Here is a 14450-nt window from a genome sequence, read left to right as displayed (position 1 = left end):
CGCGCCGCTTACTGCGGCAGCTTGTCGTCAACGCCCTTCACATAGAAGTTCATGCCGAGCAGCGTGCCGTCGTCGGCGACCTCGCCATCCTTCAGCCACGGCGTGCCGTCCTGCTTGGCGATCGGTCCGGTGAAGGGGTTCCAGCCGCCAGCGATTTTCTTCTCGGTGGCTTCGGCCATCGCCTTTACGTCGTCGGGCATGTTGGTGAAGGGGGCGAGCTTGACCGCGCCGTCCTTGATGCCGAGCCAGACATTGTCAGGCTTCCAGGTGCCGTCGAGAGCCGCCTGGACCCGGCTGATGTAGTACGGACCCCATTCGTCGGTGAGCGAGGTCAACTGCGCGTTCGGCGCGAACTTGATCATGTCGGAGGACTGGCCGAAGCCGTGCAGCTTGCGCTCCTCGGCCACCTGCAGGGCAGCGGTCGAATCGGTGTGCTGGACGACGATGTCGGCGCCCTGGTCGAACAGCGCCTTGGCGGCGTCGGCTTCCTTGCCCGGATCGAACCACGAGTTCACCCAGACGATCTTGGCTTTGAAGTTCGGGTTGATCGACTGTGCGCCGAGCATGAAGGAATTGATGCCCATCACCACTTCGGGGATCGGGAAGGAAACGATGTAGCCGGCAACGCCGGCCTTCGATTCCTTGGCGGCGATCTGGCCGAGCACATAGCGGCCTTCATAGAAGCGCGCATTATAGATGCCGAGATTGTCACCGGTCTTGTAGCCGGTTGCGTGCTCGAACATCACCTTGGGGAATTTCTTGGCGACCTTCACTTCCGGGTCCATGAAGCCGAAGGAGGTGCCGAAGATGATCTTGCAGCCTTCGCGCGCCAGCCGCTCGAAAGCACGGTCGGCATCGGGGCCTTCGGAGACGTTTTCGAGATAAGCGGTTTCGACCTTGTCGCCGAGCGCCTTCTCCACCTCGAGACGGCCCTGGTCGTGCTGGTAGGAATAGCCGAAATCACCGATCGGGCCGGTGTAGACCCAGCAAGCCTTCAATTTGTCGGCTGCCTCTGCGGACGCCGCCAGCGAAACTGCCGCTGTCGTGGTCATCAGGGCAATAAGCAGTTTTTTCATTGTGTTACCTCTCTGTGTTAAGCCTTGGAGCTTCCCGTTTGTTATTATTGTCAACGATCCGGAACGAATGGCTGCCCCAAGGAAGCCGGCGTGTTCATCATCGTCAGACGCTTGTTGCGCGAGATTAGAACGAGAACCACGACGGTTGCCAGATAGGGTAGCGAAGAAAGAAACTGTGACGGCACCGGAATGCCAAAAGCCTGTGCATGAAGCTGGCCGATCCACACCGCGCCGAAGATGTAGGCGCCGGCCAGCACCCGCCATGGCCGCCACGACGCGAACACCACCAGCGCCAGCGCGATCCAGCCGCGGCCGGCGGTCATGTTCTCGACCCATTGCGGCGTATAGACCAACGACAGATGGCCGCCGGCCAGACCGGCACAGGCGCCGCCGAAGATCACCGCGAGATAACGATAGCGGATGACCTGGATGCCCAGGGCATGGGCTGACGTGTGGCTGTCGCCGATCGAGCGCAGCGTCAGTCCGGTACGGGTCTTGAACAGGAACCACATGACGGCCGCGGTCAGCGCGATCGAGATGTAGAAGATCGGATCCTGCCCGAACAGCAATCTGCCGATGACGGGGATCGAGGTCAGCCCGGGGATGTCGAGGTTGGGCAGCCGTTCGCCTGGCTGGCCGACAAAGCTCGTCCCCATCATGCCGGACAGGCCGAGGCCGAGCAGCGTCAGCGACAGGCCCGTCGCCACCTGGTTGGTGGCCAGCGACAGCGTCATGACGGCAAACAGCAGCGAGAACACCGCGCCCATGGCGATCGCCGCCAGGAGGCCGATCCAGGGTGATCCCGTGAGATAGCTGGCGCCGAAGCCGCCGACGGCGCCCATGATCATCATGCCCTCGACGCCGAGATTGAGCACGCCGGAGCGCTCGACCACCAGTTCGCCGATCGCGGCGATCAGCAACGGCGTTGCCGCCGTGGCGATGGTCAGAAGGATGTTTATGGTGATGTCCATCAACGGGCTTCCTTCAACTTTGGCGCGGCTTCGAGTTTCGCAGCGCTTTCCGGTTTGGTCAGCGCCAGGCCGATCAGGCGAATGCGGTAGTGAATGAGCGTGTCGCAGCCGAGCACGAAGAACAGCAGCATGCCCTGAAACACCCTCGCCACCTTGTCGGAGATGCCGAGCGCGCTTTGCACGGCTTCACCGCCGAGATAGGTCAGCGCCAGCACCAGGCCGGCGGCGACGATGCCGAGTGGATTGAGGCGGCCAAGGAACGCCACGATGATGGCGGTGAAGCCGTAGCCGGGCGAAATGACAGGCTGCAGCTGGCCGATGGCGCCCGAGACTTCCGAGATGCCGGCAAGGCCCGCCAAGGCACCCGACAGCAGGAAGGCGAAGAACACCATGCGGTTGAGGCCGAAGCCGGCGAAGCGCCCTGCCCGCGGGCTTGAGCCAAGCACGCGGACTTCAAAACCCTTCAGCATGCGGCTCATCAGGATCCAGACCAGCACCGCGGCGACCAGCGCGAAGACAAATCCCCAGTTTGCCCGTCCGGCATCCGGCATCAGCTCCGGCAGTACGGCCGAGTCGTTGAACTGAATGGTCTGCGGGAACCCATGGCCATGCGGGTCGCGCCATGGTCCGCGCACCAGCCAGTCGAGGAAGAGCTGCGCGACATAGACCAGCATCAGGCTGGTCAGGATCTCGTTGGTGCCGAAGCGCGTCTTGAGCAGAGCCGGGATGGCCGCATAGGCGGCACCGCCGACCATGCCGAGCAGGAGCATCAGCGGCAACACAAGCGGGCTTTCGAACTGCGGAAACAGCACCGGAATGATCGAGCCGACAATGCCGCCCAGGATGAACTGGCCTTCGGCGCCGATGTTCCAGATGTTGGCCTTGTAGCAGACCGACAGGCCGACAGCGATCAGGATGAGCGGCGCCGCCTTGATCGCCAGTTCATGCAGCTGCCAGACCTGGCTTACCGGCTCAATGAAATAGATCCGGAAAGCGGTCAACGGGTTGACGCCGAGCAGCGCGAACATGATGGCGCCGGCGACGATCGTCAGCGCAAAGGCGATGAATGGCGAGAGGGCCGAGAACAGCGCGGAGCGCTGCGGGCGTTTGACGAGTTCGAGGCGCATCATGCCGTCTCCAGCGTATGTTCGGCGTGGCCGGGCTCGGCGCCGCCCATCAGCAAGCCAACCTTCTCGAAGGTCGCCTCGGCGATCGGCAACGGCTTGGACAGCTCGCCATTGTGCATGACCGCGATCGCATCCGAAATCTCGAACAGTTCATCGAGATCCTGGCTGATCACCAGCACCGCCGATCCGCTGCGCGACAGTTCGATCAACGCCTGGCGGATGTGAGCGGCAGCACCCGCGTCGACACCCCAGGTCGGCTGGTTGACCACCATGACGCTCGGCCGGCGGTCGAGTTCACGGCCGACGATGAATTTCTGCAAATTGCCGCCCGAAAGTGCCGCGGCTTCCGGATCCGGCGCGCTCTTGCGCACGTCCATCGCCACGATGATGCGTTGGGCGGCGGTGTAGATGGCAGCGCTCTTGACCATTCCGCCGGCGCCGACAAACGCCTTGCCGTCGGTGGCGTGGCGCGACAGCAGGAGGTTCTCGGAAAGCTTCATGCGCGGCGCGGCCCCGTGGCCGAGGCGCTCTTCCGGCACGAAGGCAGCGCCCAGCAACCGACGTCCGGTGATGGTGAGGCCACCCGCGTCCTTGCCACGGATGCGCACGGAAGCGGCATCCTGCTGCAACACCTCGCCCGAGACGGATTCGAAGAATTCGCCCTGGCCGTTGCCGGCGACACCGGCAATGCCGATCACCTCGCCGGCGCGGACATTCAGGCTGATGCCCTTGAGCGGTATCGAGAAGGGCGTTGCCGGCTTGCGGGTGAGGTTGCGGATCTCGAGCAGCGGCTGCGCCTTGTCGATCCCCTCGACCGGCGCACGCACCACGGCCTGCACTTCGTTGCCGACCATCATGCGGGCCAGCGACGATGCTGTTTCCTCACGCGGATTGCAGTGGCCGACCACCTTGCCATGCCGCAACACGGTGGCGCGGTCGCAGATGCGTTTGACCTCTTCAAGCCGGTGCGAGATGTAGAGGATGGATTTGCCTTCCGAGCGCAGACGCTCCAGCGTCTCGAACAGCTTGTCGGCCTCCTGCGGCGTCAATACCGAGGTCGGCTCGTCCAGGATGATGAGCTGCGGCGTCTGCAGAAGGCAGCGGATGATCTCGATGCGCTGGCGTTCGCCGACCGACAGGTCGCCGACCAGCGATTCCGGATCGAGCGGCAGGCCGTAGCTGTAGGAAAGCGCCCTCGCCTTCGCCGCGATGCTGCTGATCGGTGAACCGTCATCGAGCGACAGCGCGATGTTCTCGGCCGCGGTCAGGGCCTCGAACAGCGAGAAGTGCTGGAACACCATGCCGATGCCGAGCTTTTTCGCCGCGCCCGGGCTCGAAATCCTGACCGCCTGGCCGTTCCAGAAAATCTCGCCGGAATTGGGCTCCAGCGAACCGAACAGCATCTTGACCAGCGTCGACTTGCCGGCGCCGTTTTCGCCGAGCAAAGCGTGGATTTCACCCTTGGCGATGTCGAGATCTATATGATCGCACGCCGTCAGGGTGCCGAATATCTTGGTAAGACCACGGACCTCGAGCAGGTTCGTGCCGTCCTGATTTGCACTCACAGTGCCTCCCATCTGGTTAGCCAGATATGTTCTGTGTTCCCGCAAGCATGGTAGGCGCGGCCGGCTCTCATCGGAAAGCGGCACGCGTCTTGAAAGAGCTTCAAGAATTTCAGCGGAAATTCAAGGGATAGCAAGGCAGAAGGGACTAAGGGATGAGAATGGTGGTCCCTGTTGTCCTGCGGCCCTCGAGGTCGGAATGGGCCTTGCCGGCGTCCTTGAGCGCGTAGCGCTGGTTGATCTTGATCTCCACGGCGCCGCTGAGCACGACCTCGAACAGGGCGGCGGCGGAGGCCTCGAGGTCCTCGCGTTTCGCATTGTAGACGAACAAGGTCGGCCTTGTGGCGAACAGCGAGCCCTTCTGGGCCAGCAATGACATGCTGAACGGCGGGATTGATCCCGAGGACTGGCCGAAGCTGACGAACATGCCGAGCGGCTTGAGGCAATCGAGCGACGCCGGAAACGTGTCGTTGCCGACCGAATCGTAGACGACGTCGCATTTCCCGCCACCGGTTATGGCGGCGACGCCGGCAACGAAATCCTGCTCCTTGTAGTTGATGACGTGATCGAAGCCGTGCGCCCTGGCGAGCTCGATCTTGTCGGCTGAACTGGCCGTGCCGATGACGGTCGCGCCGAGATATCTAGCCCACTGCCCGAGGATCAGCCCAACCCCGCCGGCCGCGGCATGAAACAGGATCGTGTCGCCTGCCTTCACCTTGAAGGTGCGCCGCAGCAGATACTCGGCGGTCATGCCCTTAAGCATCATCGCCGCCGCCTGTTCGTCGCTGATGCCGTCCGGCACCTTGACCACTTGGCCGGCCGCGATGACGCGTTGCTCGGCGTAGGCGCCGCCGACATTCGTCGCATAGGCAACGCGGTCGCCCGGCTTCAGCCAGTCGACGTCCTGRCCGACTTCCAGCACCACGCCTGCAGCCTCGCTGCCCGGAACCAGTGGAAATCCGCCAGGCGGCGGATAAAGGCCGGTGCGGTGATAGACATCGATGAAATTGAGGCCGATCGCCGTATGCCGGATCAGGATCTGCCCCGATCCCGGACGGCCGGGATCGGTGTCCTCATAGGTCAGGACTTCCGGGCCACCATTGGCGTGGATGCGGATCGCTTTGGACATGGGCGGAACTTCCTTGGGCTGATCAGGCTTTTTTTGCACCGAGATTTGGAAAGAACTGCATGACGCCGCCGATGCAGGCAAGGTAGAGCCCGGTAATTGAGATGCCGATCTTGGTGAAGGTGCTGACCTGCTCGCCCAGCACGCCGATCTGATCGTAGAAGGCAGCGAGTGCCGCCTGCGCCAGCGCCAGTGCACCGAAAGCGCACCACAAAAGCGTCATCGCGAGGTTGATGCGCCGCAGCCGCACCACCCGCACCGGGTGGATGAAATTGATCGGCACGAAAGTCAGAATGCCGGCCACCACCACCACCGCGAACGAAACCCATTGTCCCGGCTCGATGACGAACAGCGTGAACACCACCATGTTCCAGACCACGGGGAATCCCTTGAAGAAATTCTCCTTCGTCTTCATGCCGGTGTCGGCGTAGTAGATGGCACTGGAGACGACGATGATCGCCGCCGACAGGAACGACAGTCCCTCGCCCATGAAGCCGCGCTGGTAAAGCGCGAAGGCCGGGATCAGGACATAGGTCACGTAGTCGATGATGTTGTCGAGCATTTCGCCCGACCAGGTCGGCAGGATCTCCTTGACCTCGAGCTTTCTGGCGATCGGCCCGTCGATGCCGTCGACAAACAAGGCCAGTCCGAGCCACCAGAACATCGCGGTCCAGCGCTGTTCGCTCGCGGCCACCAGCGACAGGAAGGCCAGGAACGAGCCCGAGGCGGTCAGCAGATGGACGGAGAACGCCCTCGCCTGCGGCCAGGTGACTTTCTTCTTCGGTCGCGGAATCCGGTCCCTGATCTTCTTGGCCGTTGTGTTCTTGCTCACGGGCCCCGCCAATCCAGCTTGCAGATTTCGGCCGACCGGCCGGCGAAATTCCAGTTTCGGCCGAAAGCCCGCATCTTGCTCTTGTCGGACCTGGCAACGATGATCTCAGGCGCGATCCAGTATTCCGAATTGCTGATCACCGTATCCTTGTCTCGGTCCTTGCCGGGGATCGGCGTTACCGCCCCGTCGATGATCTTCGGTATCTGGAAGATGCGTGTCCTGTCACGCGTCTCATAGGTGATCGGCACTTGTTCGACACCGAGGAATTTGCCGACAAGGATGGAAAGCAACGAGGTGGTCCCGCCCGCCTTGCCGGTGAAAATCTTGGTCAGCGCCTTGACCGCATAGACCGAGGCGCGCTTGTCGATGAACAGGCCGGCGGTCCAGTTGCCGCGGCTCATATAGCCGGGGATTTCCATGATCAATCCGAGATTGAGCCCCGACAGGTCGACCTCGCCGAAATGGCCGGCGTCGATGCGGAAGCCGGCCCAGGTCTGGCAATAGCCTTCGGTCGGCGGATGACTGCCGAGCGACAGCACGCAGGGGCAAAAAACCGTGCAATTGCAGGAGAGTACGAGCTCTCCCTTCATCGCCCAGCTCTGGTCTGACATCGACTTTCCCCCACTCATCGCGAGACTACTAGCAGCGCTGCTGCCCAGACAAGCAGTATCGCACCGGCCAGCCGGGTTGGAACCCCGCTCGCCGTCTGTTTTTCGATCAGGGTGAACAGCCCGATCAACGCCATCCAGAAGACGTTCATCACCCCGACGGCGAACATCACCAGCATCAACGCCCAGCAGCAGCCGAGGCACCACAGGCCTTGCGCGACGCCAAGCCGGAAGACGCGGACGGGCCTCGCGCTCCAGTTCGCGAACAGGATCGAGAACGGGTTCCTGCATTTCTTCAGACAGGCTTCCTTCAGGCCGCTGAATTGGTAGAGGCCAGCAATCAGCAGAGCGAGCGCGCCGGCAATACCGATGACGGGGTCGAGCAACCCGTTGGACGAGGCGGATGCATGAATGGCCAAGCTCAGCACCGCGAACATCATCGAGGCAGCGAACCAGACGCTGAGGTAACCGGCAACCAGCACCAGCGGATGGACGACCGGCTCGCCCTTGATGCGAGCCGTGTCGGCAATCTCGCAATAGGTGCGGATCATCGGTGCGGCCGAAGGCAGCATGGTGGCGATCGCCATCAGGAACCACATCAAGACGAGCGCGGCGGCCTTGAGGCCGAGGCTTCCGTCCAACGGCGTCGGCGACAGGCAGAGCGCAAAGAACCGTTCCAGGAAATCCGGTAGCGGCAATCGCGGCAGGTTGCGCAGAAGCGCGTCGCCAGGGGCGATGACGCCCGCAATCCGACCTTCGGCGCTGCGGATTGCCATCGCGGCAAGCAACAGCCAGGCAAGCAGGATGCAGGCGCCGACAACGACGTTTGCCATAACACGGGGACTGCGCGCGATGTTCGCCATGGCGCGGCCGGCGCGGTCGAGATGGCTGAAGTCGTCTTGCTGGCCGGTCATGACATCCGAATGAGCCGAATCGCCGCGTTGATCAAGCGGCATGAATTGACCTATATGCTGGATCGACTGGCAGGTCGGGTGGGCTGCCTCGCATTGCAAGCCGGAAGCCGATCTTGGAGCATCGAGACACTGCGCGGATACTGGTTGCTGGCACGGGGCCGGCAGGGTTGATCGCGGCGCTCGCTTTCGCCGAGGCCGGTTTCCCGGTGACGCTTGTCGGGCCCGAAACTTCTGCCCCCGACGGCCGCACGACGGCGCTGATGAACCCCGCTCTGCAGGTGCTTGCGCGGCTTGGTGTGCTTGAAGACATCAAGCCCAAGGCGGCGCCCTTGAAGGTGATGCGTATCGTCGACGCGACCCGCCGGCTGATCCGTAGCCCCGTCGTCACCTTCCGCGCCAGCGAGATCGGCGAGGACCAGTTCGGGTTGAACCTGCCCAACAGCGTTCTCAATCCGGCACTCGCCCGCACGGTTGCTACGCATACCGGCATCGACTGGCGAAGGTCGATGGTGGCGAGTTGGCATCTCGACGCCGAACATGCCCGTGCCGTGCTGGCCGACGGCAGCACGGTGGATGCTTCCCTGGCGGTCGCCGCCGATGGGCGGCTGTCACCGGCCCGCCAGGCGGCCGGCATCTCGACCTCGGCCCGCTCCTACCCGCAGGCCGCTTTTGTCCTCAATTTCCGTCACAGCGGCGATCATGCCTTCACCTCGACCGAATTCCACACCGAGACCGGTCCGTTCACGCAGGTTCCGCTGCCCGGCAATCGCTCGAGCCTGGTCTGGGTGGTGAGGCCCGAGACAGCAACGGAACTCGCCGCGTTGGACGATACGACGCTTTCCGTGCGGGTCGAACGGCAGATGCAGTCGATGCTGGGCCGGGTGACGGTCGAGTCGGGCCGGCAGATTTATCCGCTTTCGGCGGTGACGCCGCTGCGTTTCGCGCGGGACCGTGTGGCGCTTGTCGGCGAAGCCGCCCACGTGTTTCCGCCGATCGGCGCGCAAGGCCTCAATCTTGGTATCAGGGATATCGACGATCTCGTTGGTATCGCTGGAGAAAATCGCACCGACCCCGGCGCTGCGAAGGCCCTTGCAGCCTACGATTTCAAACGCCGCCCCGATATTCTGGCGCGCAGCAGTGCGGTCAATCTGCTCAACATGTCGCTGCTTTCCGACATGCTGCCGGCGCAGATGGCCCGTGTTGCCGGGCTCGGCGTGCTCGGTGGCTTCGCGCCGCTTCGCGCCTTCTTCATGCGCGAGGGGCTTCGTCCGGGCAGCGGCTTTGCGGCGCTGGCCGGCGGCCTGCGAAAGCCGGCGCGCTGATAGCGATCTTCCTAACATTCCGTCAATCCGCGCTCTCGGCGAATGTCGGCATCGGCGGCCTGCGGCAAAACCTTTTCGCCGCGTCCTGCGTAGCTTCAAGGCGCGACCAAAACGCGTCGGGATTGAATTGACGCCCAGTCTGCGCCAAATAAGTCTAAGGAATTCAGTGGTGAGTACGATGAAAACAGCCAAATTCGCGATCGGACAGGTGGTTCGCCATCGGCTGTTTCCCTTCAGGGGCATCATTTTCGACGTCGATCCGCAGTTCGCCAACACCGACGAATGGTACGAAGCCATCCCCGCCGACGTGCGGCCGCGCAAGGATCAACCCTTCTATCACCTGCTCGCCGAGAATTCGGAAACCGAATACATCGCCTATGTGTCCGAGCAGAACCTGCTCGAGGATCAGTCGGGCGAGCCGGTCCGGCATCCGCAGATCAAGGAGATGTTCGACAAGAGGCCGGACGGGCGCTACGAGCCGAAACGGCAATCGAGGCATTAACCGACCAGACGACAGGCGCAAAAAAAGCGGGGCATGACCCCGCTTTTTTGTTAGGCCGGCAAAAACCGGATGATCAGTTGGCGGTCTTCGCCTTGTCCTGCTCTTCCTTGAGCTTCTTGGCGAAATCCTGGTTGTTCTTGGCGACGAAGTCCTGGAGCTTCTTCTGCCGGTCTTCGATATCGGACTGCTGCAGCGGCGGGCCGTCATAGGCGCCGCTGAAACCCTGCAGGGCGATCTTGATCGGGTTCTGCTGGTTCTGGAAATTGACCGAGGTCAGCGTGATCGCCTGGCCCTTCTTGAAGGCACCGACGAGCTGGTCGGTGAGCGGAACTTCGGCCACGCAACGATCCGGGAAGCAAATGACGTAATCAAGCTTCACGGCCTTGCCGGTGTCGATCTGCAGGCCGATGCCGGGGGGCACCAGGCGGCCGGTCGGGACCGTTACCTGGAACACCTTGCGGTTCACCTTGCCCTTCAGCTCGATCAGGCTGACGCCGGTGATCAACTGGCCGTTACCGGCGGTGGTGATGTTCTGGACGTTGCAGATGTCGACGTCTTCCTGCTTGGTGCAAGCCTTGAACCAGCCTTGCGGAATCTGCTGTTGCTGCTGTGCGGAAGCAGCGGGAAGCCCTGCGCCCAGAAAGCCGACCACGCCAGCGGCCATGACCGACAGGCGGTACGCGTTGCTGTTCAGGCTCGTCATGTCGTGCACTTCCTCTCAAATGATCCCGGGACCGGCTTCTTCGTGCCGTGTGGTCCAGCTACCTGTTGCCAAAATGAGGCAACAGAATGACTTCGGGGGGCGTGTTACACTGCAAGCGATGTCGAATCCAGCCCGCCACTTGTAATTCTTGATGACGCCATTGGCCGGCACGCAGTTGCCTCATGCTAGGGTGCGCACCGAATCATCAAGCCGACCCAGTAAGGAGACGGTCATGGGCCGCGTTCTTGTTTGGCTGATCACCGCGATATCGTTTCTCGCGCTTTCGCATCAGCCGGCCGCGTCGGAGCCGAAGCACGCCATCGCCATGCAGGGCGAACCGGCTTTGCCGCCCGACTACACGCATTTCGACTACGTCAATCCGGACGCGCCGAAGGGTGGCTCGATCACCTATTGCGTCGTCGGCAGCTTCGACAATCTCAATCCCTTCATCCTCAAGAGCCTGCGCACGACAGCGCGCGGCATGATGGACCAGACTTACGGCAATCTCGTCTTCGAGCCGCTGATGCAGCGCAACTACGACGAGCCCTTCAGCCTGTACGGCTTGCTCGCCGACACCGCCGACATGGATCCGGAGCGCAAGAGCATCGAGTTCCATCTCAACCCGAAGGCCAAATGGTCCGACGGCCAGCCGGTGACGCCGGAGGATGTGCTGTTCACCTACGATGTCTATACCGACAAGGGCCGTCCACCCTACAGCGCCCGCATGAGCCTGATCGCCAAGCTCGAAAAGACCGGTGACCACAGCGTGCGCTTCACCTTCAACGACAAGGCCAATCGCGAGACGCCCCTGATCATCGCGCTGACGCCGATCATACCCAAGCATGCCTTCGACAAGGACACGTTCGACAAGACGACGCTGAAGCCACTGATCGGCAGTGGCCCCTACACCGTTGCGCAGGTACAGCCTGGCCAACGCATCGTTTTCAGGCGCAACCCGGACTATTGGGGCAAGGACATCCCGGCCAAGCGCGGCTTCGACAATTACGACCAGATCACCATCGAGTATTTCCTCAACGCCAACGCCAAGCTCGAAGCTTTCAAGAAGGGCCTTTGCGCCATCGACGACGACGGCGATCCGGTCAAGCGCGACCGCGACCTCGATTTTCCGGCCTTCCACAAGGGCGACGTGGTCGCCGAAACCTTCGACACCGGCATTCCGCCCGTGGTGACCGGTTTCCTGTTCAACATGCGGCTGCAGAAGTTCGCCAACCCGGTCGTGCGCCGTGCGCTCGGCATGCTCTACGACTTCGAATGGGCCAACAAGAACCTGTTCGGCGGCAAATACGCCCGCGCGATGAGTTACTGGCAGAATTCCGAGCTTTCCGCGCTTGGTCATCCGGCTGACGACAGGGAAAAGGCGCTGCTGGCGCCCTACCCCGGCCGTGTGCCGGCCGATGTCATGGATGGCACGTACCGGCCACCGGTCACCGATGGTTCAGGGCAGGATCGCAAGGTGCTGAAAGCGGCCTTCGATCTCTTGAAAAGCATCGGTTATCACGTGCAGGACGGTACGATGCTCGATCCCGATGGCAAACCGTTTGGCTTCGAGATTCTGGTTGCTTCGCAGGATGAGGAGCGGCTTGCCGGCATCTATCAGCGCACGCTGGAGAAGATCGGCATCGACGTCACCATCCGCAGCCTCGACGGCGATCAGATCCAGTCGCGCAAGCAGCGCTTCGATTTCGAGGCCCTGATCGGATCGAGCGGCTTCAACAATTCGTTGTCGCCCGGCATCGAACAGCTTGGCCGATGGGGATCCGAAGCGGCCAAGGCCGAAGGCTCGTTCAACCTGGCCGGTGTCGCCGATCCGGCGGTTGATGCGGCGATCGACGCGATGCTGCGCGCGCGTTCAAAGGAAGACTATGTCGCGGCTGTCAGGGTTCTCGACCGGCTGCTGATCTCCGGCAACTACATGGTGCCGACGCAGTACAACACGCAGCAATGGATCGCCTACTGGAACTACCTGGAACATCCGCAAAAGACGCCCATATTTGGGTATCAACTGCCAAGCTGGTGGCGCAAGCCGAACTGAGGATTTCAGGAGATCGAGATGAGTGATCTGAACGCCATCACCGTCGACGTGGTGTCAGACGTCGTCTGCCCATGGTGCTTCATCGGCCAGAAGCGGCTCGACAGAGCGATATCAGCTGTCGGCGACACCGAGGTGCATGTCCGCTGGCGGCCGTTCCAGCTCGATCCGACCATTCCGCCGCAAGGCAAGGATCGCCGCGACTATATGCTGGCCAAGTTCGGCAGCGACGAGCGCATCCGCGAAATTCATGCCCGCATCGAGCCGCTGGGCGAAGCCGAAGGCATTTCGTTCGCGTTCGACGCCATCAAGGTGGCACCGAATACGCTCGATGCGCACCGTCTGATCCGCTGGGCTGGTGCCGCCGGCGAAGCCGTGCAGAACCGGCTGGTGCGCCGCCTGTTCCAGCTGAATTTCGAGGAAGGCGCTGACATCGGCGACCATGCCGTCTTGGTCGAAGCCGCGCGCGAGGCCGGCATGGACGCATCCGTGGTTGCCACGCTGTTGCCGACCGAGGCCGACGTCGAGGCCGTTCGCACCGAGATCGCCACCGCCTCGCGCATGGGCATAACAGGCGTGCCGTGCTTCCTGATCGAGGGCAAATACGCGGTCATGGGCGCACAGGATGCCGATACCCTGGCCGATGCCATCCGTCAGGTGGCCGCCGCCAAGGCGCGCGGCGAATTGGAAAAGGCCGGCTGAGACCGGCTGCCCCTGCCCTTATGAGGCGGGAGCCGGCGTCACTTCACGGTCACCTTGGCCTTRCTGATGAAAAATCCGTGGCCATTCGTGGCCGTGCAGGTCAGTCCCTTGGTTGTGGATTCGCATGAGAACGGCCCTGCGCTCCAGCTTTTGCCGTAAGCGAGCTTGGTGACATCGCTGCAGCATGACTGCTCGCCGGGGTTCTTGATCAAAGTCGCCGGCCCCTTGGGTCCCAGGATGATGGTGACATAGCTCGGCGCGACGCGTGAGCAGCTGAGTTCCGGGCCACCGTCCTGCGGCTTATAGGTGCTGGTGCCGCCCTTCGGGGTGTAGATGCAGCCAATGTTGCCGGACGGCGTGTTGAACTCGATCTGGCCCTCGGCGCCCGCCGGAATGCTCTGCTCGGCGGCCTGTGCCAGGGGGTGCCAGGCAAGGAGGAACAGGGTTGCGGCTGCGCGTACAAGCATTGGAAGCTTCCTCGTTGGAGAACCGGACATGCATGGGTGCCGACAGTGCCCTGCAAGGTTCAATCCCGAACGAAGCAATTGTCAAACGCGGTTCCTGACCTCACCCAACGGGGCCGGATGTGCCGCCCGCCGCGCCTGCCGCAACGACCGTTTCGGGTCACTTTTCTGCCTCTGGCGAGGTCACGAACGGAAGATTTCCGAAGATTCGGCCAGTCCGCAGTCAGGAAATTTACCAGTCAATTAGATTTTCGAGTTCACAAACCCGTGTGAAAACCTTCCCTGAGGGAAGCTTCACCGATGGCCCTCCCGCGTCCCTCAACAAATTGAAATCAATAGCAATATTCCGCTTTTGCCGATCCGTTTGACGGCGCTTCGACCCGGCAATCTGTTGCCTCATGGCAACGGTCGTCCGGGGTAATCCCTTTGGCCAGCTTTAAAAATTAATAGAAAATGATCAATTGGTGTTACCATCCGTAACAAAACAAAAA

At 62.2% G+C, this 14450-nt stretch carries 14 protein-coding genes; 4 read left to right on the top strand and 10 right to left on the bottom strand.

The genetic code is table 11. From position 1 onward, the window contains the following. Positions 1–8: 8 nt before the first annotated feature. The 8 genes from AC1D0I_RS17575 to AC1D0I_RS17540 all read right to left on the bottom strand — a co-directional run bounded on the left by AC1D0I_RS17575 (position 9) and on the right by AC1D0I_RS17540 (position 8216). On the bottom strand, positions 9–1076 hold the full coding sequence (locus tag AC1D0I_RS17575) for a BMP family ABC transporter substrate-binding protein (protein ID WP_457153392.1): 1068 nt from the start codon (positions 1074–1076) through the stop codon (positions 9–11). A gap of 50 nt (positions 1077–1126) precedes the next feature. Then, positions 1127–2047: an ABC transporter permease gene (locus AC1D0I_RS17570; protein ID WP_477396659.1), complete on the bottom strand. Its 921-nt coding sequence runs from the start codon at positions 2045–2047 to the stop codon at positions 1127–1129. Next, the gene (locus AC1D0I_RS17565; protein WP_477396657.1) at positions 2047–3177 is read right to left on the bottom strand and encodes an ABC transporter permease; all 1131 of its coding nucleotides are present in this window, start codon (positions 3175–3177) and stop codon (positions 2047–2049) included. The genes AC1D0I_RS17570 and AC1D0I_RS17565 overlap by 1 nt, the downstream gene beginning before the upstream one ends. Continuing rightward, the gene (locus tag AC1D0I_RS17560; protein WP_167392392.1) at positions 3174–4751 is read right to left on the bottom strand and encodes an ABC transporter ATP-binding protein; all 1578 of its coding nucleotides are present in this window, start codon (positions 4749–4751) and stop codon (positions 3174–3176) included. The genes AC1D0I_RS17565 and AC1D0I_RS17560 overlap by 4 nt, the downstream gene beginning before the upstream one ends. A 133-nt stretch (positions 4752–4884) precedes the next feature. Continuing rightward, on the bottom strand, positions 4885–5865 hold the full coding sequence (locus AC1D0I_RS17555) for a quinone oxidoreductase family protein (protein ID WP_477396655.1): 981 nt from the start codon (positions 5863–5865) through the stop codon (positions 4885–4887). Between the two features lie 22 nt (positions 5866–5887). Further along, positions 5888–6694, bottom strand: coding sequence for a phosphatidylcholine synthase (pcsA, locus tag AC1D0I_RS17550; protein WP_477304032.1), 807 nt, complete (start codon positions 6692–6694; stop codon positions 5888–5890). Continuing rightward, on the bottom strand, positions 6691–7305 hold the full coding sequence (locus AC1D0I_RS17545; protein WP_095091806.1) for a DUF1326 domain-containing protein: 615 nt from the start codon (positions 7303–7305) through the stop codon (positions 6691–6693). The genes pcsA and AC1D0I_RS17545 overlap by 4 nt, the downstream gene beginning before the upstream one ends. Positions 7306–7319: 14 nt before the next feature. Next, on the bottom strand, positions 7320–8216 hold the full coding sequence (locus AC1D0I_RS17540) for a DUF2182 domain-containing protein (RefSeq protein ID WP_477396653.1): 897 nt from the start codon (positions 8214–8216) through the stop codon (positions 7320–7322). 113 nt (positions 8217–8329) lie between these two features. Between AC1D0I_RS17540 and AC1D0I_RS17535 the strand changes: the two genes are divergently transcribed. Further along, entirely contained in the window at positions 8330–9538 is a 1209-nt protein-coding gene (locus tag AC1D0I_RS17535; RefSeq protein WP_477396652.1) for a UbiH/UbiF family hydroxylase, read from the top strand. A gap of 178 nt (positions 9539–9716) precedes the next feature. After that, a complete protein-coding gene (gene hspQ / locus AC1D0I_RS17530) occupies positions 9717–10040 on the top strand; it encodes a heat shock protein HspQ (RefSeq protein ID WP_167392389.1) in 324 nt (107 codons plus the stop codon). A 73-nt stretch (positions 10041–10113) separates the two neighbouring features. On the opposite strand, the gene AC1D0I_RS17525 is transcribed toward hspQ, so the two are convergent. Beyond that, on the bottom strand, positions 10114–10743 hold the full coding sequence (locus AC1D0I_RS17525; protein WP_095091562.1) for an invasion associated locus B family protein: 630 nt from the start codon (positions 10741–10743) through the stop codon (positions 10114–10116). A gap of 232 nt (positions 10744–10975) precedes the next feature. On the opposite strand from AC1D0I_RS17525, the gene AC1D0I_RS17520 reads away from it, so the two are divergent. Continuing rightward, on the top strand, positions 10976–12796 hold the full coding sequence (locus AC1D0I_RS17520) for an extracellular solute-binding protein (protein WP_477396651.1): 1821 nt from the start codon (positions 10976–10978) through the stop codon (positions 12794–12796). An 18-nt stretch (positions 12797–12814) separates the two neighbouring features. Beyond that, positions 12815–13495, top strand: coding sequence for a DsbA family oxidoreductase (locus AC1D0I_RS17515; protein ID WP_477396649.1), 681 nt, complete (start codon positions 12815–12817; stop codon positions 13493–13495). Between the two features lie 38 nt (positions 13496–13533). On the opposite strand, the gene AC1D0I_RS17510 is transcribed toward AC1D0I_RS17515, so the two are convergent. After that, positions 13534–13962 (bottom strand): hypothetical protein, encoded by a 429-nt coding sequence (locus AC1D0I_RS17510; protein WP_477396648.1) that lies wholly within the window; start codon positions 13960–13962, stop codon positions 13534–13536. Between the last annotated feature and the right edge of the window lie 488 nt (positions 13963–14450).

Source organism: Mesorhizobium sp. P2_D1, from assembly GCF_056404455.1.
Note: the sequence above shows the minus strand (reverse complement) of the source record. Positions and strands in the feature narration are given on the sequence as shown.

What these genes read in the sequence shown, in the direction of transcription:
- AC1D0I_RS17575 (WP_457153392.1), bottom strand. Translation starts at nt 1,076, where the DNA reads ATGAAAAAACTGCTTATTGCCCTGATGACCACGACAGCGGCAGTTTCG.
- AC1D0I_RS17570 (WP_477396659.1), bottom strand. Translation starts at nt 2,047, where the DNA reads ATGGACATCACCATAAACATCCTTCTGACCATCGCCACGGCGGCAACG.
- AC1D0I_RS17565 (WP_477396657.1), bottom strand. Translation starts at nt 3,177, where the DNA reads ATGATGCGCCTCGAACTCGTCAAACGCCCGCAGCGCTCCGCGCTGTTC.
- AC1D0I_RS17560 (WP_167392392.1), bottom strand. Translation starts at nt 4,751, where the DNA reads ATGGGAGGCACTGTGAGTGCAAATCAGGACGGCACGAACCTGCTCGAG.
- AC1D0I_RS17545 (WP_095091806.1), bottom strand. Translation starts at nt 7,305, where the DNA reads ATGTCAGACCAGAGCTGGGCGATGAAGGGAGAGCTCGTACTCTCCTGC.
- AC1D0I_RS17540 (WP_477396653.1), bottom strand. Translation starts at nt 8,216, where the DNA reads ATGACCGGCCAGCAAGACGACTTCAGCCATCTCGACCGCGCCGGCCGC.
- hspQ (WP_167392389.1), top strand. Translation starts at nt 9,717, where the DNA reads ATGAAAACAGCCAAATTCGCGATCGGACAGGTGGTTCGCCATCGGCTG.
- AC1D0I_RS17525 (WP_095091562.1), bottom strand. Translation starts at nt 10,743, where the DNA reads ATGACGAGCCTGAACAGCAACGCGTACCGCCTGTCGGTCATGGCCGCT.
- AC1D0I_RS17520 (WP_477396651.1), top strand. Translation starts at nt 10,976, where the DNA reads ATGGGCCGCGTTCTTGTTTGGCTGATCACCGCGATATCGTTTCTCGCG.
- AC1D0I_RS17515 (WP_477396649.1), top strand. Translation starts at nt 12,815, where the DNA reads ATGAGTGATCTGAACGCCATCACCGTCGACGTGGTGTCAGACGTCGTC.